The organism is Methylobacterium sp. P3_A11 (assembly GCF_056403155.1).
In genome coordinates this window covers 23,112-42,232 of record NZ_JBFUGA010000049.1, presented here as the reverse complement: position 1 = coordinate 42,232, position 19,121 = coordinate 23,112, and the positions used below count along the sequence as shown (strand labels likewise).

Here is a 19,121-nt window from a genome sequence, read left to right as displayed (position 1 = left end):
ACCGCGCGACGGCGGCCGCGCTCCTCGCCTTCGTCGGCTACCGCGGCGCCCTCGACCGCCCGGCCGCCGAGCTGCCCCATGTCGACCGGCGGCTCGTGGAGATCGCCCGGGCGCTCGCCGGCGGCCCCGCGGTGCTGCTCCTCGACGAGCCCGCCGCCGGCCTGTCGCGGGCCGATACCGACCGGCTGGCCCGGCTGATCCGCCGGATCGCCGACAGCGGCGTCGCGGTGGTGCTGGTCGAGCACGACATGCCGCTGGTCATGGGCATCTCCAACCACATCCTCGTCATGGATGCCGGCCGCCCGATCGCGCGGGGCACGCCCGCGGAGATCCGGCGCGACCCGGCGGTGCTGCGCGCCTATCTCGGCGGCGCCGATACCCCAGCCCGGCCGCGGAGCGCGCCGTGGCAGGGGCCGGCGGACGCCGTCCTCTCCGTCCTCGAACTGACGGCCGGCTACGGCGCCGCGCCCGTCCTCGACGGCGTCCATCTCGACGTGCGGCCGGGCGAGACCGTCGCCCTGCTGGGCGCGAACGGCGCCGGCAAGTCCACGGCCATGCGGGCGCTCGCGGGGCTGCTGCGTCCGGTCGCGGGCACGATCGTCTTCGACGACCGGCGCGTCGAGGCGCTGCCCGCGCACCGGATCGCCCGCGGTGGCCTTGTCCTGGTGCCTGAGGGCCGGCAGGTCTTCCCGGAGCTCACCGTCGTCGAGAACATCCGCCTCGGCGCCTTCGGGCGCGGGACACCGATCGACCCGGCCGAGATCGAGCGCCTGCTCGACCGGTTCCCGCGGCTGCGCGACCGGGCCGGGAGCCGGGCGGGCCTGCTCTCCGGCGGCGAGCAGCAGATGCTGGCCATCGCCCGCGGATTGATGGCGCACCCGCGCATCCTGCTCCTCGACGAGCCGTCGCTCGGCCTCGCCCCGGCGATGATCAACGCCCTCTACGCCACCGTGGCCGAGTTGCGCGACGAGGGCGTGACTATCCTGATCGTCGACCAGATGGCGGCGCTGGCCCTCACGGTCGCCGACCGCGGCTATGTGCTGGAGCAGGGCCGGGTCGTCGCGCGCGGAACCGCGGCGGAACTGTCGGAGGACAAGGGCCTGGAAGCGGCCTATCTCGGTGCGGCGTAACGGGGACACGGTGTGGAGACGCGTTTGTGAGACGGTCGCTCCGGGTACAGCGCCCTGCCCGGACAAGCCTGGGGGATGCGGCTGGCGGTCCATCTCGGGCCGAACCTCGACAGCCTCGCGTTCGGCGAGGGCCTGGGCGTAGAGCTGGCGCCGGGCGGCCCGCAGCCGGTGCGCTGCCGACCGGCGCGGACCGTCGCGCCGACATCTGAGCGACCACGGGAGGGGCTATCGCCGATCGCGCTCCGGCGCAGTCGGCCCAAACCATTGACGGCAGCGCGATGCCTCTCGCCGGCGACCGCTCGCTCTCTGATCGGTCTCACGAGGGTGCTCCGCGGCCCGCCCGGTTGTGCGGCTGCCGCGACGGCATCCCAGACGTGGATTTTGCGTGTCGCAATTGCCATGCAGCCTCGGCCGCCTGCCGTGTCGGTAAGGCGGAGCAAGCGCCAGGCTCACCGTTTCTCCCGTCGATCGACCGGCGGGTAGAACTGCGGGCTCTCGCGGCGGTCGAACATGCCGTAGTCGCGGATCACCCGCACGGTCCGGATGCGCATGCATTCGGCCTCGGCCGGCGCGACAGGCTTGAACGCCGAGGCCACGTCGGGGTCGACCCATGACAACAACAGCATGACCTTGCCTGGATTGTAGATCGAGTCGAACACGTCTGACGCCACGAGGCCATCGGCTGCGGGCGCGAGCCCGAGTGCACCGACGAGACCGTCGGGCAGGGACTGGCCCGCACGCGGCACCGTCTCGCACAATTGGCACACCTTGGCGCCCCCGATCTCGGTGGCGTCGAACCGCTGCTCGCGCACGGCATGTCCGTGAGGCACGTGGGTATCGGCCGTCACCTCGCCGACCCGAAGGTGATAGTCGGAAAAGACCTCGACCCTGCCCTTCTCCTGGACGACGTGGTGGCCCGCATGGGTTCGCCAGCGGATCACCGACTTCTCGTCCCGCCACGTCGAGTGCGACAGCACCCAACCCGGCCGGGTCCGACTCGTGAAGCGCTCGTTGTCGATGAAGCCGTCGATGTTCTCCAACTCAGGCTTCAGCAGCTTCCCGTGCTCGAGGTACGCATCCGTGCAGCCCTCGCCGGGATGGACTTCGAAGATGACCGAGAACATGGCTTCTCCTGTTGGAGCGGGACTTTCTAGGCTGGCGTGCCCTGGCACAGAAAGGCGGCAGACGCCTGCCTGCGCACGCCACGCCGGGCTCCACGGTGCATCAGGTGCGTCCGGCGCACGATCGTGAGGTTGCTCGGGTCGAACGGCCCGCTGAGAGCATCACACAGTCAGCGTGCGTCGGCATCACTAGCCGGGCCGATCCAGGTGTCACGGAAGTCGCACACGGGCGCGCGGATGAGCGATGGGTCTTGTAGCATCTCGCCGCTCCAAGCGCGCAGGATCTCAACGAATGCCAGTGCACACCGTCAACCCTGCGGCCACGCCTGACGCGGATTCAGATGTGCTTTCGCCTCTCGATCAGGGTCTGAACCGTTTCGTACTTTGGGCGGCGCGAATATCGAGGATCGTCCGCTTGCCGGTCTTCTCGGTCGGCTCCTTCGGCGATGGTGCCGTTGCCGCACGCATGTCCGCCCTTCCAGGATACGACGTGGGTCGAGGCGGCTAAGCCCGGCCGTCGACTTCAGTTCGCGCTCGCGGTGTTCGCCTAGCGCAGGCGCTGCAGAACGCGATCGATGTCAGCCGTCGTCATCTCCCACTCGTTTTGGAAGTTGGCCACGACGCTGCGCATGAACTGCGGTTGGAGGCGTTCCGCCTCGGCCGTGTCACCGAGGTGGTCGACCAGCATCGCGTACGCGAGTTGCGAAGGCTCGGATCCCTCGTAGCTCCACTCGAAGCCGTTGCGCGAGTAGCGCTTGGAGTCCGTCCTGTCGGGAAGCGGCTTTCCATCGACCGTAACGACGATCCCGTCGATGGTACGGTCCCCCAGGTAGACCTTGTTCATGACCGTGCCTCCCTCATCTGGTGGCGCGGGGTGCGGCCATCGGAGCGGGAGCGCATCACCTCGGGGAAGATCCAGAGGCTGACGACCATGAAGGGGCCGAGGAACGCGACGGCCCATTGTGGGCCGGGTTGACCGAGGTAGCCCATGTAGAACCACCCGGCGAGCGCGGCCAAGGCGACGGCGACGGACAAGCCAAGCTTGATCGGAAACGGCATCGGATTCTTCCCGGATCGGTGGTCGTTCTTACACGGTGAGGACGGAACCGACCTGCAGCAGCAGGCCGAGTGCCCCGCCGAGCCCGGCCAGCATGATGGCGAGGCCGACCAAGCCGTCACGCCACCGCTGGGGCCAGACGTTGAACAGGCCCGGGGCGAACAGGATGGCCATTCCGCCCACGATGACCAGGCTCGTCCAGCGCAGGTTGGCGGCACCGTAGGCCAGACAACCGCAGACCAAGGCCAGCAGAAGCACGACGTTGGCTGCCAGCAGCAACAGGCCAAGCGGCCGCCCCTTCAGGTCAGGGCGGGTTTCCAGCGGAAACATGCCCGCGAGGACATAGAAACCGACGCTGGCGACGCCGGCAAAGAGGGCGAACCACGCGAGGGCGGCGACGTTCGGTTCGATCATGCTCATGGACAACCTCCCAAGTGTCGGGGCGGCGTCCCGTGGGCGCCGCTCGTCGCGTGTAGCGGAGGCTTACTCGGCCGCCTGCATGGCGCTGGACTTCGAAACACCGGGTGTGCGTGAAGTCCTGCGCATGTCCGTCCTCACGTGGCGGGTGTCGTAGCCGTTGAAGAGCGTCCCGAGCAGGCCACGGTTCAGGTCGGACGTGCCGAACAGCCAGTCCATGATCGGGAAGGTCAGGTTCATGTTGCGCTCCATCATGATCGATTGGTCGTGATGGGCCGTGTGATGCCGGCGGTTCGTGTTGATGAACGGCATGTTGCGGACAAACCAGTTATCCTCGACGTGGCAGCAGAAGTGCATGAACTCGTAGATCATGTAGATGCTGGTCGTCGTTGTGATGAACAGCCAGCCGACGTTCGGCGTGAACACGTTGCCGAACACGATGGCGCCCGGGATCGACATCAGCGTGAAGGTCGCCAGCGCGTAGGGTGGAAAGAACGTCACCCGGTAATCACGATGATCGGCGAAGCGCATCTCGTGGTCGGTGAAGAACTGATGGTGCTGGAGGGTGTGCCGATTGTAGACGGCGCGGCCGATCGGATTGCTCTGCGGTCGATGCATCACGTAACGATGCAGCCACCACTCGAAAAAATTGCAAAACAGGAACACGACCGGCACCGTGGCGAGTTCCGCCCAGGTCGGCCCCTTGATGTTCGAAGTATAGATGTACAGCGCCGTCAGGCCAATCGTGTAGATGATCGCGATGTGCAGGAAACCGTTGTACCAGCCCGCGACGCGCTGCCGATAGTTGGCTCGGTAGTGTCGTTGCCGCTCGCTCATCCTGGTGACTGCGAGTTCCATCGGGAGTCTCCCTTGTTCGATATCTCTTGAGGCGGCCGCCGCAGTCACTCAAACGAAGATGTTTACTGGAACGCTATCGCCGCTACGGCCTGCCGAGCGGTCTGGGCGGCCACTGCTCGGGACGCGACCACAGCTTGGCCGCGGGACGAGCGCGGGCCGCGGGTTGGCTGCCCGTGCATCCGCCGCATCCCCACAGACCTGTGCGCCGCCGCCTGTCATCCGCGTCGCGAGCCTTGGGGAACATGACGCTTTCCGTGATATGCAGCTAGCAGGATATCAGTGATATATCAATCGTCAATTGCAACGCGGCATTCCGGCGGCGCGGGGGTGCGGGCCGCTCGCATCCCCGCGGGTCCGCTCAGTGTGAGATCGCTTCGAGCGACTTGCCCTTGGTTTCGATGCCGAGGATGCCGACGCTGGCCGCTGCGATGACGAACGATCCGGCCCCCAGGGCGAACACCCCGCCGTGGCCGAGCGTCGGCAGGATGATTCCGATCACGTAGGGGCCGATGAGCGAGCCCACGCGGCCGACGGCCGAAGCGCAGCCGGCTCCCGTCGCGCGCGCGCGGGTGGGATAGAGCTCGGGGGTGTAGGCGTAGAGGACCGACCACATCCCGAACAGGAAGAACTGCATCATCAGCCCGAAGCCGATCAACCAGGCGAAGCTCGGGGAGTGGCCGTAGAGGTAGGCCGCGACGGCGCTGCCGAGTAGCATCAGCACGGCGGTCGGCTTGCGGCCCCAGCGCTCGACGAGGATGGCCGAGGTGATAAAGCCCGGCACACCGGCGAGCGAGATTAGGATCGTGTAGGTCACGGATTTGGCGACGCTGTAGCCCGCATCCTGCAGCAGGACTCCGAGCCACGTGGTGAGCCCGTAGAAGCCCAGTAGCGCGAAGAACCACGTCAGCCAGATCATGACCGTGCGGCTCGCGTAGCCCGGGCTCCAGAGCTCGAGGAAGGAGAAGCGACGCTCGCCCTGCGCCAGTTCAGGCCGGACCTCCGGCTCGGACAGTGAGCGGCCGTCAAGACGCGCGGCCACCTTCGTCTCGATGGTCGTCATCACGCGATCGGCCTCAGCGTACCGGCCGCGGTCCGCAAGCCAGCGAGGAGACTCCGGCACCAGGAAGCGGATCACGAACAGGAACAGGGCCGGCAGCGCCTGGGCCAGGAACACCGCTCGCCAGTCGAAGTAGCTCAACAGGACGTAGCTGAGGCACCCCGCCGCAATGAAGCCCAGGGGCCAGAAGCCTTCCATGATGGCGAGGTATCGGCCACGCTTGGCCGTTGGCAGGAACTCGGAGACGATGGCCAGGGCCACGGGGAACTCCATACCCATGCCGAACCCGAGGAGCAGGCGGGCGTAGCCGAGCATGGTCGCATCCGACGCGTAGGCGCACCACGCGCTGCCGAGCCCCCAGAATACCATGCTGATTTGGAAGACGAGCTTCCGGCCGAAACGGTCGGCGAGCATACCGGAAATCGCCGCGCCGGCGAACATGCCGATGAAGCTCATGCTCGACAGAAGGCCGACCTGGGCCGTCGAGAGGCCGAACTCAGTCTTGATCGAGCCGAGCAAGAAGGTGAGCGAGCCGAGGTCGATCGAGTCGAAGAACCAAGCCGTCGCGATGATGAGGAAAATATTGCGCTGGAACCGGGTCATCGGCAGGCGTTCCAGCCGTGCCGCGATCACCGCGCTCGACCCAGCTGCAGCGCGGGCGGGGGTTTCCGCTGTAGCCTGTTCCGGCAGCAGGCCGCCCGTGGGTATCGCGATTTGCCCTGCCATTCCTTGCCTCCCAGCGTTTTAGTATGCGCATAGTGTTATTGCAGGATACTGCTAATCTGCGCAAGATATATCAGCGATATGCCCCTTGCGTAGGGAAGCGCACGGCACCATGCAGGACGGCGGGCAGCGGCGAGCGGGCTGGGAAGGGTAAAGGGGCGTCGTCGATGAATTTCGTGACCGGGAAGACGACGTCGGTCCGCGCCGCGCAGCGTGGCGAGAAGCGGGCCAGGAAAGCCGTGAAGGGGGCGATCAACGGGGCCGACGGGGCTGCCGGAGGCAATGACCTGCCCGACCTGACGCTCACCGACAGAGCCTACCAGCAGTTGGAGGAGATGATCACGACGCTTGTGCTCCCGCCCGGCATGGTGCTGGGCGAGCAGAACCTGGTTCAACGTCTCGGGATCGGTCGCACCCCCATTCGCGAGGCTTTGCAGCGTCTCGCCCGCGATGGCCTCGTCGTGGTCATGCCGCGCCGCGGCATCCTCGTCTCCGAAATCAACGTGCGCACGCAGCTGCGCCTGCTGGAGACTCGACGTGTGCTGGAGCGCTTGATCGCCCGCCTCGCCGCGGAGCGTTCCACGAAGGAGGAGCGGGACGTTTTCGCCGGTCTTGCGCAGGATATGCGCGAGGCATCCTCGGCGTTGGACGACTTGGCGTTCATGCGCCTGGACCGTCAGTTCAATGACCTGATCGCAACGGCATCGCGCAATGAGTTCGCAGTGCGCTCATTGGAGAGCATGGCGGGCCTGTCACGGCGTTTCTGGTACCAGCACTACAAGCAGGCGGCCGATCTGCCGCTGACCGCCAATCTCCACGCCGATGTCTGCGAAGCGGTCGCTCGACGCGACGTCGATGCCGCCGGTGCCGCCTCGGACAAGCTCGTCGACTACATCGAGAGCTTCGCTCGCAAGACCCTGGATCATTGAACCGCGTAGGTTCAGAAGAGCTGACCACACGATGATACCGAGCGTTGGTTTACGTTGATACGTCTGAAGTGTCGGACGGCGGCTCGGCTATTGGCGCAACCTTTTTGAGCGTCCTGCGCCACAGATGTGAGGAGCGTCGATTGTGAGCTCGACGATGTCGCAGCCGCGCAGCTTGCTATCGATGGCGAGGTCGAACATGGCGCGGTCGCGCACGCGCCGTTCGCGGTCGAGCCGGAACCGGATAGCCCAGACTTGCCGAGGTTTCAGCGCGCGCATGGCGCCGAGCTTGCGGCCAGCGCTCCAGGCCTGCGACCCTTCGCGGCCGGATCGTATGCGGATCGTCCCATCGTCTGTCTCCTCGCCGGCCGATGCCGCTGCAGCGAGGGCAGCATAAGCTGACGGACCGCTTGCGACCCGTACCAGCCGCCCAGACCAACCCCTTCGCCTCTCCGAAGCCGCCGTTCGTTCTGTGCCATGCAACTTCGGCATGGGGTAAGCGGCTGCCGTCGACCGATCGTTTAGCAGCCGTCCCGGCAGCGATCGAACCGTACTTCCGGTGCGATGCGTTTCATTCTCGTGGCCACACTAGGCGGCCGCTCGAAGGTCTGGCGATACTGTCGCATCAAACGATCGCACGCAGTTGCGCCCACCCGACTTGGCCGCATAGAGAGCGCGGTCTGCTCGTTCAATCGTGTGGTCGACGTCAACGTCCGTGAACTCCGCCTCGGCCATGCCGATGCTGATTGTCGCTCTGAGGCACGGCCCCTCGGGCTCGAACACGGTGGTTGCCACCGTCTGACGGATCCGGTCTGCGAAGACGGCCGCGCCTTTCAGATCAGTCTCACGGAGCAGGACCACGAACTCCTCGCCACCGAAGCGCGCAACCTTGTCGGTCGTCCGGATCGCGTCGCTGATGATGCGTCCGACTTGGCGGATGACCTCGTCGCCTGCGGCGTGGCCGTAAAGGTCGTTGACGCGTTTGAAGTGATCGATGTCGATCATCAGGATGCAAATCGATCGCTTGTAGCGCCTAAAGTAGCTCATCGCGTCGTTGGCCAAGGGCAGGAATGCGCGCCGGTTGAGCAGGCCGGTCAGCGCATCGGTGTCGGCTAGAACCTGCATCGCATGCAGATCGGCTCCAAGACGTCTGACCCGGTCCTCGGCGGCTTCAACTGCGTGCGTTGCCTCGGCCTCACTGAGGCGTGCATCCGCCTCAGCCGTGCCGATGCGCCTCAGCAGTGACCTGATTGAAGTAGACAGGCGCAGGACCTCGGGAGAGCCGTGCACATGGCGCGTCATCCTCGCATTCGGCTCGCGGCCGATGCGGCCGACGGCTTCGGTGAGCTGCGCCAAGGGCCGGGTCAGCCGCGCCGCGACCCACCAGATCGCGACGACGCCGAGTACAGCCGTGGCGAGCCCGAGCAGGAGGATCAGTCTGGTAAGACGGTTTGCCCCGGCCAGGGCGGTGTCGACCGGCTGCAGCGCGACGACAATCCAGCCCAGGCCCCGATAGTTGCCACGCCCGCGAGTTGCGGCGGCCGCGGCGAGCTGATCGCCTCCAGTGCTGTGAACGATGAAGTGCCCGGACGCGAGATCTGCGGCCGTGTACGGCGTCGCTCCAGCGTCGGATCCGAGCAGAACCCTGCCGGAGCGATCGAGGACGACGACGTCCTCCCTCAACTCCGGCCTACGTGACGACAAGACCTCACGCCGAACGACGTCAGCCCATCGCCAGCTGAGATGAGTACCGAGAACACCGACGATCTGGCCCGAGACATCGCCGACCGGGACGGCCACATCCACGAACCGGAACGGCGTTCCGTCGCTGTTGGGAGGAAGCTTGGATGCCAGCAAAGTCGCCGCGTGCACATCCTCGACCGCGGCCTGCCGGAAGCCGTCGGCAAACCAGGGGCGCTCGCTGACGCTCGCCCCTTCGAGAATGCCGCCTGTGGCGGCACGGACTTGGCCGCCGCGATCGGCAAACCCGATCCAGGCGTAATCCGGCAGCGTCCTCTGCATCGTCTCCAGCACTTTGCGCAGGGCGCCGGTGTTCTCCAGCCAGTGGGGCTGCAGCGGCTCAAGCGCTCCGACGTTGCGGATTTCGCGCAGGCGCTCGGCCATATCCTGATCGAGCCGATCGGCCATCGACCGGKCAACCTGCAGGAGGGCGTTCTGCGCCATATCGGTGGCCTGCCCGCGCGCCAGCAACGCGGACCCGAGCGTGGTCACGCAGACAATTGCAAGGCCGATGGTGCCGGCGAGCAGGCTGATCTGACGCCGTAAAGAAATGCGGTCCGCGAGCCGCTTGAACATCTTGAACGATCCTCGACCAGCGAGGATTATGCGGCCCAATCCGTGACAGCGAATGAAATTTATTCGTAAACAATGCGCTGCTTGTGCGGTCCGGCGGCAACCGCGCACCCACCCGTGACGGCGGAAGATTGTGTCTCACCAAGACACATAAAGGCGGATGTTCCGCGCTTCTGCAGAGGGACGGAAGCGGGCGCAGCGGCGACGTCCGCTTCAATGCATCCGCCGCCCGTAAGCGGTCGGGCAGAAATCCACCCAGCCCCGCCGTTCAAGGGCGCCCGCTGACGGGACCGGTCGTGGCCGTCAGCGGAACGGCCGCCGCGCTTGCGGACACAGGCTCCGCTCCGGCCGAACTTTGCCGCTCACCACGTCTTGTGGGGCGCCGAGAAGCCGTTGCGCGGCCCTATGCCGGCTCGCCTCGGGCGGAGGGGGCTGGAGGAAGAGGCCTCGTTTTCAGCCGTCCTGCTTGTCGTGGCTCGCCTGCGGCCTGATGTACACAGGCTCGGACGGGTCGGCGAGAGGAGTCCGCGATGGCTGACGTCCGGCGCGTTGGACTCGTGCTGTGTCCGGACTTCGATTTCATGGGCTTGGCCGTGACCTCGCCCTTTGCCGTCGCCAACCGGTACGTCGCTGACACGACCTACGACATCCGAGTGCTGTCGGAGGCGGGCGGCCTCCTCCGCTCGGGGTGCGGCCCCGTCGTCGGCACCGAGCGGCTGAGCGATCCGTCCGCCTTCGACACGATTATCGTCGCCGCGGGGATCAGCCTTCCCGAGCCGAGCCCGGATCTTGTCGCCTACCTGCAAGAGGCGGCCCGTTCGACGCGCCGCTTGGCGGGTCTGTGCCTCGGTGCCTTCGCCCTGGCCGATGCGGGCCTGTTGAGCGGGCACCGTGCGACGACCCACTGGCGCTACGCGCCCCAATTCCGCGCGCGCTATCCCGACTGCCACCTCGACATCGACAAGATCTACGTCGCGGACGGCAACATCTGGACGTCCGCTGGCATGTCGGCGGGGATCGATCTCGCGGTCGGCATGGTCGAGCGCGACCATGGCCGGCAAGTGGCCCGTACCGTAGCGCGGGGCCTCGTCATGGAGCGCCGCCGGGCCGGGGGCCAAGCCCAGCACTCGGCCCTGCTCGACTTCGACGCGCCGAGCGACCGGATCCAGAGCGTCCTCGCCTATGCGCGGCAGAACCTGCGGCGTCCACTGACCACAGACGATCTCGCAGCGGTCGCCTGCCTGAGCCCGCGCCAGTTCACGCGGGCTTTCCGGGCCGAGACCGGCGTCTCGCCGGCCAAGGCGGTCGAGGTGATGCGCGTCGAGGCTGCCAAGCACATGCTGGAGCAGAGCCGCCTGCCCATCGAGGAGATCGCCGAAGCCACCGGCTTCGGCAACCGCGAGCGGATGCGCCGGGCTTTTGTCCGCGTCCAGGGGGAAGTCCCGCGGGCGATCCGCAGGGCGGCGGGACCGCTCGCCGTCGTCTGACGCATCGGCATGGCCGAAAACGTGGCAATTATGACGTGGTGGGTGCCGAGACCTCAGCTTAAGCATGGCCGGGGGGCTACTTCCTGTCGGGGATTCGCGGCCATGGTGAGCCTGACGATCAACGGTCGCCAATATGCAGTCGATGCCGAGCCCGATACGCCGCTGCTGTTCATCCTGCGCGACACGCTCGGCCTGACCGGCACGAAATACGGCTGCGGCATCGCCCAGTGCGGAGCCTGCACCGTCCACTTGGACGGGCAGGCGACGCGGTCGTGCCAAGTGCCGCTGGAGAGTGTCGGCAACCAAGCCGTCACCACCATCGAGGCGATCGAGCAGGACACGGTCGGCCGGAAGGTCGTCGACGCCTGGGTCGCGCTGCAGGTGCCGCAATGCGGCTATTGTCAGTCCGGTCAGGTCATGGCCGCCACCGCCTTGCTCAAGCAGACGCCGCACCCGACGGACAGCGACATCGCCGACGCGATGACGAACCTCTGCCGGTGCGGAACCTACAACGCCATCGCCGCCGCCGTGCGGCAGGCCGCCGCCTGAGGCGCCCGCCATGCAGCCGCTCCCCCGCCCCGCAGCCCCGTCCCGTCGCCGCGTCCTCGCGGGTGCCGGCAGTGCCCTCGTCCTCAGCGCCCTCCTGCCGGTGCGCCTCGCTCGCGCCGAGGCGCAGGGTCCCGCGGAGGGCGCAGGTGCCCTTGCGCCGAAGCCGGGGACGCGGGTGGCCGCCTTCCTGGAGATCCACCCCGACGGCACCATCAGGCTTCTCAGCCCCTTCGTGGAGGGCGGCCAGGGCGTCGCCACCGGCCTGGCGCAGATCGTCGGCGAGGAATTCGACGTACCGCCATCCCGCTTCGTCGTGGAATGCGCGCCGCCCGGCCCGGACTACGCCGTCGTCAACGGTATCCGCATGACCGGCGGCAGCTTCTCGACCCGGTCGAGCTACGAAACCATGCGCCGCCTCGGCGCGACCGCCCGCGACCTGATGATCCGCGCGGCGGCAGCCAAACTCAAGGTACAGGACGGTGAACTCACCACCCGCGACGGGGTCGTGCTGCACGCGGCCACCAACCGGGCGCTCTCCTACGGCGACCTCGCCGCCGAAGCCCTGAAGCTGAAGCCGAACGAATCCGTCCCGCTGCGCGACCCGGCGACATTCCGCTACATCCGCCAGCCCATTCCCCGCCTCGACGTGCGGGACAAATCCACGGGCCGGGCGATCTACGCCATCGACCAGACGGTCGAGGGCATGCTCTACGCCGCCGTACAGCACGCGCCGCGCCTGGGCACGGAGCCGAAGGGCCTGGCAAACGAGGCCGAGGTCAAGGCCATGCCGGGCGTGCACTCGGTGCACCGACTGCCCGGCGCCGTGGCGGTCGCCGCCGATAGCTGGTGGCGGGCGCGTAGGGCGGTCGAGGCCCTGAAGGTCGAATGGACGGCCGCCGAGGCCAGCGGCATCGGCACCGTCGCGGCTGACTTCTCGTCCGAGGGCATGCTCGCCGCCCTCAAGGCCTCCGCCGATCCGGGCCATGTCGCGGAGGAGCAGGGCGACGTCGCCGCCGCCTTCGCCAGGGCCGCCAAGGTGGTGGAGGCCGATTACGAGGCCCCCTACCTTGCCCACGCGCAGCTCGAGCCGCCCTCGGCCATCGCCCACTTCGACGGCGACGGGACCCTCGACGTCTGGCTTCCGAACCAGATGCCGGAGGTGTTCCAGGCCGTCTCGGCGAAGGTTGCCGGGCTTCAGCCGGCCCAGGTCCGCATCCATTCGCCCATGCTCGGCGGCTTCTTCGGCCGCCACTTCACCTATGAGGCCGGCAATCCGTTCCCGCAGGCGATCCTGCTCGCCAAGGCTACGGGGCGGCCCGTGAAGGTGCTGTGGTCGCGCGAGGAGGAATTCGCCCGCGATGCCGTGCGTCCCTTGAGCTTCAGCCGCTTCCGCGCGGCCCTCGACGCGGCGGGGCAGCCGGCGGCGATCGAGGTCCGCACCGTCGGTGAAGGTCCGATCGGCCGCTACTTCAGCATGATGATGCAGACCCCCGTCGACCCTTCCGCGGTCGAGGGCATCGTGGAGAAGCCCTACGCGGTGCCCAACCGGCGTATGACCTTCACGAAGGTCGCCCACCCCGTGAACATCGCGTTCTGGCGCTCGGTCGGGCACTCGATGAACGACGCGTTCTACGAGAGCTTCCTGGACGAGGTCGCCCAGGCTGGCGGCCAGGATCCGTTTGCGCTCCGCAGGGCGCTTCTCCAGGGCAGCGCCCGGCACCGGACTCTTCTGTCGACGGTGGCAGAGATGTCCGGCGGCTGGCAGCGCGGGCCATATCCCGCCGAGGGTGGGATGCGCGCCCGCGGCATCGCCATGGCCTCGCCCTTCGGGTCGGAGACGGCGACGATCGCGGAAGTCTCGGTGGAGGGCGGCGAGGCCCGCGTCCACAACCTCTGGATCGCGTTCGACCCCGGCAGCATCGTCAACCCGGCCATCGTGAAGGCACAGGTCGAGTCGGCGGCGGCGCTGGGCCTGTCCTCGGTCCTGTTCGAGCAGATCGTCTACCGCGACGGCGTGCGGCAATCGCAGAACTACGACACCTATCCGGTCCTGCGCCGCGCGCACATGCCGAAGGTCCATGTGCGCATTGTCGAGAGCGGCGCGCCGATGGGAGGGGTCGGCGAGCCGGGCCTGCCGGGTGTGCCGCCCGCCGTCCTCAACGCCATCGCGGCGCTCACCGGCCAGCGGATCCGTGCGCTTCCGATCGCCAACACCAAGCTTTCCTCCGCCTGACGCGGGATCCGCGATGACACAGCTCACAGGCACGGCGCTCGTAACGGGCGCCTCCTCGGGGATCGGTGCGGCTTAGGCCGCGCACAAGGCCGTCGTCCTCGCCCTGACGCAGGGGCTCGCAGCCGAGGTCGGCGGCAAGGGTGTTCGCCTCCAGGCGGTGCTGCCCGGCGTCACCCGCACCGATTTCTTTGATTGGGCTTGCGCGGATATCGGCCAGATCCCTGCGGAGATGATCATGGAAGCCCGCGACCTCATGGCAGCGTCGCTCGCCGGCCTCGATGCGCGCAAGACCGTCACGATCCCCGCGCTGCCGGACATCGCCGACTGGCAGGCCTTTGAGGCCGCCCGCCTCCGACTGGGTCCCAGCCTATCCCACCGAGTGCCGGCTGCCCGCTACACTATCGGCGGATACGACAGGCGTTCGGTGCCTGCCTGAGTGGGAGTCGGTCGATGCCGCAGATCGTCGAGAACGCGGACGGCGCACCCGCCTCCGAGGCCGCACTGACCGCCCATCGCGCTCCGGAGCAAGCAAAGCTTCCGGGAGGCTGGCGGCAGATCGAGGGGTTGCCCGTCGGCGTGTTCGCGGCGGTGATGGGGCTGACCGGCCTCAGCGTCGCCTGGAGGTTGGCGCATGCCCGGTACGGGTTCCCTTTCTGGGTCGCGGAGGCCATCGGGCTCGTCGCCTGCGCGGCCTTCGTCGCCATCGCGGCGGGTTACGCCGTCAAGGCCGTCATCGCCGCCCAGGCGGTGCGGGCCGAGTTCCGCCATCCCATCGCCGGCAACCTGTTCGGCACGCCATTGATCAGCCTGCTTCTCTTGCCGTTCCCGCTGGCGCCCCTGAGCCTCACCCTGGCGCGCATATCCTGGATTGTCGGTGCCTTCGGCATGACCCTGTTCGCGTGGCTGATCGTGACCCGTTGGCTGAGCGACCGGCAGCAGGTCGCGCATGCGACGCCGGCCTGGATCGTGCCTGTGGTCGGCCTCCTCGACGTGCCGCTCGCCCTTCCCGTACTCGGCCTGCCGCCGATGCAGGGCGTGATGGTCTTCGGGCTGGCCGTGGGGCTGTTCTTCGCCGTACCCTTGTTCACGCTGATCCTGTCCCGCCTCCTGTTCGAGCCGCCCCTGCCCGCTGCACTCCAGCCGTCGCTCCTCATCCTCGTCGCGCCCTTCGCGGTAGGATTCTCGGCCTATGTGGCGACGACGGGCACGGTCGATCTGTTCGCAGAGGCGCTCTTCGCAGTCACACTGTTCCTGCTCGCCGTGCTGCTGCCGAAGCTCGCCCGGTTCGGTCGGAGCTGCCCGTTCCGCGTGTCGTGGTGGGGCGTGAGCTTCCCCCTCGCCGCAGCGGCGGTCGCGGCTCTTCGGGTTGCGACGGCGGAGACGGGACGTGCGACCGACATTCTCGCCCTCTGCCTGCTCACGCTCGCGACGCTGGTCATCGCCTGGCTGTTCGGTCGGACCCTGATCGGCCTCGCTCGCGGAGAGCTTCGCACACTGGGGCAGTGACATCCGGGGGCCGGGCAGTGGCTTGTTCGCGACGCTGAGTTCCAACGTGCGCATCAGAGAAGCTGCGAGAGCGAGATGCGTGGCCGCGAAGGGCGCGAAGCGGAACGGCGGCTTTAGCAATCCAAGATCCGAGGACTTATTCCCGCCGGACGCACGCTCGCCTGTTTACGACCGCCCCTTCCCGGCTCGCATGAGCAGAGAACAGACCGCCAAGTCGCGGAGACATTTCGATAAACTCATCCCACAGACGCTCAGCCGTCGATGTCCCGGGACGGTACCCTGTATTTACCGCTCGGACAGGGACGTTACGCGCCGAGACCGGTTCGCATCCGACTGCCAGCACCACCAAATTCTTCACGGCAGCGCTTTAGGCTGCCACAGCGAGAAGGTAGCGGGCATCTGGCCGGACATGCCGACGGCGCTGGGTCACGGCCTTGGGTCTTTCGAAACGATGCGGTCGGACCGGCCGCGAGCCAGCGCCTCCGGACGGGACATGCGACGTTCGCGGCGCCCTGATCGGTTTGGGCTGGATAAGCGGTGGCGTGCGCGGCTTCGGCCTCTGGCGCCATGTGGTCGGGCCGGGATCGGCAGGTGGCGGCCTGCGCCAACTCCGACCCACCTGCGGACGGCCTGCACGCCCGGCCCAGACCCGATCGACCCTCGGATCACGCCTGGCCAGGACATCGGGGCCTGGAGATCGGGGCTCTCGGGCGTCGGACACGGATCCCGGGCGAGGGATCGCGGAGTCCGAACCGGGGCAAGCCCGATCCCGAGAGCCCCGTGAGCGAGCCGTCAGGTCGACACGGGCGGCTTGCTGGTCTTGAAGTTCTTGGTTTTGGGCTCCGGCTTGCGGAATTCGGGCTTGTCGGCGAGCAGGCGCTTCACACGTTCGTTGAATTCCTCAGGCGTGACCGCCTGCGCTTTGCCGGTCGTGAATTCGCGTGCCATCATGGCCTCCGCTTCGTAGCCCAGGGCACGGGATTGCGCGGAGGGATGCGCTGCCTATGCGCCTTCTGACGCCGAAGCGCCACCGCCCCGGCACGACGCGTGCGGCCCACCGGCATGTCCCTGCCCCGCATCAGGCCGCCGGTCGCCGAACCAGCCGCCAGGCCGCGATGGCCGTGCGGCGATCCTCGAAGGTCGCACGCAGGCGCGTGCCCGGCGCGCCCTGGCGCTCCGCCCCGTAGCCATGGTGCAGCACTGCATCCGGTCCGAAGGCCCGCTGCATCTCGGCACGCCACAGCCGGTCCGTGACGGCGAGCACGCTCTCGGTTTCGGCCAAGCGTTCGATGTCCATCCGGGACCGTCCTCAGCCTGCCGTTCGTTGCCCCAACGCGCGGCGCGCGGCAGAGGTCCCCTTCCGATCCCCAGCGCCGGATCGCCGACCGGGATCCGCCGTGACGTCCTGCGATCGCAGGCGCGTCCGCAGACGCGTAGGGGCGTCGCGCCGCGTCAGAGCGCCCGCGCGAGACCCGCCTCCAGATCGAGGGCGCTGGCCGTCTGTTGGGAGAGTCGCACCCCCGTCGGCTCGACCTCCGCATCCGCCTTCACGGCCCGACGCACGATGGCGAGCGCATCGGCCTCGGAAGTCGTGATCGCGGCGTAGAACATCACCAAGCGGCCGGATGGCTCGGCATCGTCGGGGCGCGAGACCTTGAGGATGTAAGCCGTCTGATTGGGCTCGATCAGCGCCGCGGCGGGGGAGTGGGAATCGGCCTTCGACATGGCTGGGTCCTACACGCTCAAGCGCTTCGTGTTCGCGGCGACGTGCTCGCGGTAGCGCGCGATGACGGTCTCGGGTGAGCCGCCCCTCATGAGCGTCGCCATGGCTTCGGCCGCCGCGTCGACCTTCTCGACCACCATCGACTGCGCCTCGGCCAATCCTTCGCTGCCGCCGCCGGCGAGACGGACCAAGCGCAGGGCGATGACGCTCTGCGACTCGATCGCGAGCATCAGAGAGGACAGAAAGAGATTGTACACGGCAGACTCCGCGCCGCTGCAGTTACGGCAAAGCTCAAACGCGGCTGAACCGCGGAATGATCCGAGATGCGAACGCAGGGCAGCTGCGCCTGCCCGGTCCGGCTTCAGTGAAACGGGCGTCCGATCCCGACGTTGGTCGATGCGTATGCCACGAGACCTACGCCAAGCCGTCGCCGGCCGCTTCGGTCCACTGCGGACGTCCGTGGACCGGTCGTTTCCTATCCGTGAGATTCCGGTCGCGCCGGAGCGCCGCGCTCAGCCGACGGGTCGCCAATCCCGGAGCGAGAGGGTCCACGCCTGGGCATCGTGGTATTCGACCGACAGACAGCCGTGGCGGACGATCCGGGCCAGCATGACCCTGTCGCCGAGAGCCGTGATCTGGATGACCGTCGGGCCGTAGCCGGCATCTCCGACGAGGCATGTCCCGACGGTCCAGCCGTGCTCGCGGCAGATCTCCGCGGCGTACCGGTTATCGTGCCGCGTGCTCGCCATGACCGGACGGTCTCTCCTGCGGTGGGCTCGCGCGCCTGTCGCGCCGCGATCCCGACGCGGTGCCGGGACCGGCCTGAAGCGATCAGGAGGCCGGCGTGAGTTCGCCTTCCCGTGCAGCCCGTTCGCCCACCTCGGACCGGATCCGATAGGTCGGCTCGCCCGAGCGGTCGTCCGGCAGGAGCCGGATCACCTCGAACAGGCCGTCGACAATGCTTTTGTTGCCGGCGTAGCTGATCCCCAACTGCCGGACATGCTGACCGACCTTGAACTTGTGAGACATGTATCGTCCTCCGGAAGAGTGCTGTGGGGGCGGGGGCCGGCCTACCGGCGGGCTCGGGCCTTGCGGGCCGCAAAGCGGGCGTCGCGCGCCGCCTTCTGTTCGGCGGCCTGGGCCGCCTGCCGCTCGGTCGCCTCGGCCGCCAGGCGGACCTGCTCAGCCGCTTCGCGCTCGCTGGCAGCGAGGATGTCGGCCTCGCGCTGGGCCGCCTCCGCCTGCCGCGCGGTCTCGCGCTCGGAGTTCCGCACGTCGCGTGCCTGAACCACCGCGTGCCGGGCAGCCTGTCGAGCGAGGACGACCGGATCGTCGGCTGCGGGGCGAGCCCGGAATCGCGCGAGGGTGTCCTGTCGTGCCTTGGCATTCGCCTCGAGACGATCAACGAGCTGGCTGGTTCTGAATTGGCCCACGAACACTCCTCATGCGCGCTGGAGTCCGACTCCGGCGGCGGGAAATAAATGAAGCCGTTCCCGGGGGAACGGCTTCGCAAGACGGTCTCGGAAGAGGCGTGAGGCTCAGACGGCCTGGAGGCTGCCGGCCGACTGCTTGCCGCTGCGGCGGTCGGTTTCCATCTCGTAGGAAACCTTCTGGCCTTCGGTCAGGCCCTGCATGCCGGCGCGCTCGACGGCGGAGATGTGCACGAAGACGTCCTTGCCGCCGTCATCCGGCTGAATGAAGCCGAAGCCCTTGGTGTCGTTGAACCACTTAACGGTGCCGATGCTCATAGGTATTCCATATCATTATAGGCAAACAAAGAGGTCGAGCGCATGCATTACACGCGCCCGGTCGCTGGTCGTCGAAAATGGGAGAGATGCAGAGCGCTCGCCCTGTTCAGGCGATGCGGCCGAATATCTGGCCAAAAGTCGATCCAACACACATAGACCATCCGCGAGATAATAACAACCACACGGCACGGATGCGGACATCTCGGTCCGGCGCGGCGAAGAAATAGGCTTTGCAGCGCGGCGGCGCATTGGCGTGCGTCGGACGCGCCGCGA

Annotated in this window: 22 protein-coding genes and 1 pseudogene; 7 read left to right on the top strand and 16 right to left on the bottom strand. The window is 67.7% G+C overall.

All coding sequences use genetic code 11. The annotated features are described in order from the left end of the window. Positions 1-1,130, top strand: a 1,130-nt coding sequence (locus tag AC1DXK_RS16610; RefSeq protein WP_477298372.1) for an ATP-binding cassette domain-containing protein, incomplete at its 5' end; no start/stop codon positions are given. A gap of 449 nt (positions 1,131-1,579) precedes the next feature. Here the strand turns inward: AC1DXK_RS16610 and AC1DXK_RS16605 are convergent. The 6 genes from AC1DXK_RS16605 to AC1DXK_RS16580 form a co-directional block, all read right to left on the bottom strand. Then, entirely contained in the window at positions 1,580-2,254 is a 675-nt protein-coding gene (locus AC1DXK_RS16605) for an antibiotic biosynthesis monooxygenase family protein (protein ID WP_457105951.1), read from the bottom strand. Between the two features lie 544 nt (positions 2,255-2,798). Next, positions 2,799-3,095 carry a DUF6166 domain-containing protein gene (locus AC1DXK_RS16600; protein WP_457105952.1) on the bottom strand — a complete coding sequence of 99 codons (297 nt, stop codon included), beginning with the start codon at positions 3,093-3,095 and terminating at the stop codon, positions 2,799-2,801. Continuing rightward, a complete protein-coding gene (locus tag AC1DXK_RS16595) occupies positions 3,092-3,310 on the bottom strand; it encodes a hypothetical protein (RefSeq protein WP_457105953.1) in 219 nt (72 codons plus the stop codon). The genes AC1DXK_RS16600 and AC1DXK_RS16595 overlap by 4 nt, the downstream gene beginning before the upstream one ends. Positions 3,311-3,338: 28 nt before the next feature. Next, positions 3,339-3,728, bottom strand: a complete 390-nt coding sequence (locus AC1DXK_RS16590; protein WP_457105954.1) for a hypothetical protein — start codon at positions 3,726-3,728, stop codon at positions 3,339-3,341. A 63-nt stretch (positions 3,729-3,791) separates the two neighbouring features. Further along, positions 3,792-4,583, bottom strand: coding sequence for a sterol desaturase family protein (locus AC1DXK_RS16585; protein WP_457105955.1), 792 nt, complete (start codon positions 4,581-4,583; stop codon positions 3,792-3,794). 358 nt (positions 4,584-4,941) lie between these two features. Next, positions 4,942-6,366 (bottom strand): MFS transporter, encoded by a 1,425-nt coding sequence (locus tag AC1DXK_RS16580; RefSeq protein ID WP_457105956.1) that lies wholly within the window; start codon positions 6,364-6,366, stop codon positions 4,942-4,944. Positions 6,367-6,530: 164 nt separating this feature from the next. Here AC1DXK_RS16580 and AC1DXK_RS16575 point away from each other — a divergent pair, with 164 nt between their 5' ends. Then, a complete protein-coding gene (locus AC1DXK_RS16575) occupies positions 6,531-7,292 on the top strand; it encodes a GntR family transcriptional regulator (protein ID WP_457105957.1) in 762 nt (253 codons plus the stop codon). A 138-nt stretch (positions 7,293-7,430) separates the two neighbouring features. On the opposite strand, the pseudogene AC1DXK_RS16570 reads toward AC1DXK_RS16575, so the two are convergent. Continuing rightward, positions 7,431-7,639, bottom strand: a pseudogene (locus AC1DXK_RS16570) (integrase); the annotation flags it as partial. Between the two features lie 238 nt (positions 7,640-7,877). Beyond that, the gene (locus AC1DXK_RS16565; protein ID WP_477298368.1) at positions 7,878-9,605 is read right to left on the bottom strand and encodes a diguanylate cyclase; all 1,728 of its coding nucleotides are present in this window, start codon (positions 9,603-9,605) and stop codon (positions 7,878-7,880) included. Positions 9,606-10,132: 527 nt separating this feature from the next. On the opposite strand from AC1DXK_RS16565, the gene AC1DXK_RS16560 reads away from it, so the two are divergent. From AC1DXK_RS16560 to AC1DXK_RS16540, 5 genes are all read left to right on the top strand, one after another. Beyond that, positions 10,133-11,089, top strand: coding sequence for a GlxA family transcriptional regulator (locus tag AC1DXK_RS16560; RefSeq protein ID WP_457105959.1), 957 nt, complete (start codon positions 10,133-10,135; stop codon positions 11,087-11,089). A gap of 102 nt (positions 11,090-11,191) precedes the next feature. Then, the gene (locus AC1DXK_RS16555; protein ID WP_457105960.1) at positions 11,192-11,638 is read left to right on the top strand and encodes a (2Fe-2S)-binding protein; all 447 of its coding nucleotides are present in this window, start codon (positions 11,192-11,194) and stop codon (positions 11,636-11,638) included. Between the two features lie 10 nt (positions 11,639-11,648). Then, complete coding sequence (locus AC1DXK_RS16550; RefSeq protein ID WP_457105961.1) at positions 11,649-13,871, top strand: xanthine dehydrogenase family protein molybdopterin-binding subunit; 2,223 nt, start codon at positions 11,649-11,651, stop codon at positions 13,869-13,871. Between the two features lie 157 nt (positions 13,872-14,028). After that, positions 14,029-14,307, top strand: coding sequence for a hypothetical protein (locus AC1DXK_RS16545; protein ID WP_457105962.1), 279 nt, complete (start codon positions 14,029-14,031; stop codon positions 14,305-14,307). 14 nt (positions 14,308-14,321) lie between these two features. Then, on the top strand, positions 14,322-15,377 hold the full coding sequence (locus AC1DXK_RS16540) for an SLAC1 anion channel family protein (RefSeq protein ID WP_457105963.1): 1,056 nt from the start codon (positions 14,322-14,324) through the stop codon (positions 15,375-15,377). Positions 15,378-16,169: 792 nt separating this feature from the next. Here the strand turns inward: AC1DXK_RS16540 and AC1DXK_RS16535 are convergent. From AC1DXK_RS16535 to AC1DXK_RS16500, 8 genes are all read right to left on the bottom strand, one after another. Continuing rightward, the gene (locus tag AC1DXK_RS16535) at positions 16,170-16,328 is read right to left on the bottom strand and encodes a hypothetical protein (RefSeq protein ID WP_477298365.1); all 159 of its coding nucleotides are present in this window, start codon (positions 16,326-16,328) and stop codon (positions 16,170-16,172) included. Positions 16,329-16,455: 127 nt separating this feature from the next. Next, on the bottom strand, positions 16,456-16,674 hold the full coding sequence (locus tag AC1DXK_RS16530; RefSeq protein WP_457105965.1) for a hypothetical protein: 219 nt from the start codon (positions 16,672-16,674) through the stop codon (positions 16,456-16,458). Positions 16,675-16,829: 155 nt separating this feature from the next. Then, the gene (locus tag AC1DXK_RS16525; RefSeq protein ID WP_457105966.1) at positions 16,830-17,102 is read right to left on the bottom strand and encodes a hypothetical protein; all 273 of its coding nucleotides are present in this window, start codon (positions 17,100-17,102) and stop codon (positions 16,830-16,832) included. Between the two features lie 9 nt (positions 17,103-17,111). Further along, on the bottom strand, positions 17,112-17,357 hold the full coding sequence (locus tag AC1DXK_RS16520; protein WP_457105967.1) for a hypothetical protein: 246 nt from the start codon (positions 17,355-17,357) through the stop codon (positions 17,112-17,114). A 255-nt stretch (positions 17,358-17,612) separates the two neighbouring features. Next, the gene (locus AC1DXK_RS16515) at positions 17,613-17,849 is read right to left on the bottom strand and encodes a DUF7241 domain-containing protein (protein ID WP_457105968.1); all 237 of its coding nucleotides are present in this window, start codon (positions 17,847-17,849) and stop codon (positions 17,613-17,615) included. An 82-nt stretch (positions 17,850-17,931) separates the two neighbouring features. Next, positions 17,932-18,129, bottom strand: coding sequence for a hypothetical protein (locus AC1DXK_RS16510; RefSeq protein WP_457105969.1), 198 nt, complete (start codon positions 18,127-18,129; stop codon positions 17,932-17,934). Between the two features lie 41 nt (positions 18,130-18,170). Beyond that, the gene (locus AC1DXK_RS16505) at positions 18,171-18,533 is read right to left on the bottom strand and encodes a DUF6481 family protein (protein ID WP_457105970.1); all 363 of its coding nucleotides are present in this window, start codon (positions 18,531-18,533) and stop codon (positions 18,171-18,173) included. Between the two features lie 105 nt (positions 18,534-18,638). Continuing rightward, positions 18,639-18,848 carry a cold-shock protein gene (locus AC1DXK_RS16500; protein WP_043346616.1) on the bottom strand — a complete coding sequence of 70 codons (210 nt, stop codon included), beginning with the start codon at positions 18,846-18,848 and terminating at the stop codon, positions 18,639-18,641. Positions 18,849-19,121: the final 273 nt, after the last annotated feature.

Bases quoted from the DNA above. Each gene is read 5' to 3' on its own strand.
- AC1DXK_RS16605 (WP_457105951.1), bottom strand. From the start codon at position 2,254: ATGTTCTCGGTCATCTTCGAAGTCCATCCCGGCGAGGGCTGCACGGAT.
- AC1DXK_RS16600 (WP_457105952.1), bottom strand. From the start codon at position 3,095: ATGAACAAGGTCTACCTGGGGGACCGTACCATCGACGGGATCGTCGTT.
- AC1DXK_RS16595 (WP_457105953.1), bottom strand. From the start codon at position 3,310: ATGCCGTTTCCGATCAAGCTTGGCTTGTCCGTCGCCGTCGCCTTGGCC.
- AC1DXK_RS16590 (WP_457105954.1), bottom strand. From the start codon at position 3,728: ATGAGCATGATCGAACCGAACGTCGCCGCCCTCGCGTGGTTCGCCCTC.
- AC1DXK_RS16585 (WP_457105955.1), bottom strand. From the start codon at position 4,583: ATGGAACTCGCAGTCACCAGGATGAGCGAGCGGCAACGACACTACCGA.
- AC1DXK_RS16580 (WP_457105956.1), bottom strand. From the start codon at position 6,366: ATGGCAGGGCAAATCGCGATACCCACGGGCGGCCTGCTGCCGGAACAG.
- AC1DXK_RS16575 (WP_457105957.1), top strand. From the start codon at position 6,531: ATGAATTTCGTGACCGGGAAGACGACGTCGGTCCGCGCCGCGCAGCGT.
- AC1DXK_RS16560 (WP_457105959.1), top strand. From the start codon at position 10,133: ATGGCTGACGTCCGGCGCGTTGGACTCGTGCTGTGTCCGGACTTCGAT.
- AC1DXK_RS16555 (WP_457105960.1), top strand. From the start codon at position 11,192: ATGGTGAGCCTGACGATCAACGGTCGCCAATATGCAGTCGATGCCGAG.
- AC1DXK_RS16550 (WP_457105961.1), top strand. From the start codon at position 11,649: ATGCAGCCGCTCCCCCGCCCCGCAGCCCCGTCCCGTCGCCGCGTCCTC.
- AC1DXK_RS16540 (WP_457105963.1), top strand. From the start codon at position 14,322: ATGCCGCAGATCGTCGAGAACGCGGACGGCGCACCCGCCTCCGAGGCC.
- AC1DXK_RS16535 (WP_477298365.1), bottom strand. From the start codon at position 16,328: ATGATGGCACGCGAATTCACGACCGGCAAAGCGCAGGCGGTCACGCCT.
- AC1DXK_RS16530 (WP_457105965.1), bottom strand. From the start codon at position 16,674: ATGGACATCGAACGCTTGGCCGAAACCGAGAGCGTGCTCGCCGTCACG.
- AC1DXK_RS16525 (WP_457105966.1), bottom strand. From the start codon at position 17,102: ATGTCGAAGGCCGATTCCCACTCCCCCGCCGCGGCGCTGATCGAGCCC.
- AC1DXK_RS16515 (WP_457105968.1), bottom strand. From the start codon at position 17,849: ATGGCGAGCACGCGGCACGATAACCGGTACGCCGCGGAGATCTGCCGC.
- AC1DXK_RS16510 (WP_457105969.1), bottom strand. From the start codon at position 18,129: ATGTCTCACAAGTTCAAGGTCGGTCAGCATGTCCGGCAGTTGGGGATC.
- AC1DXK_RS16500 (WP_043346616.1), bottom strand. From the start codon at position 18,848: ATGAGCATCGGCACCGTTAAGTGGTTCAACGACACCAAGGGCTTCGGC.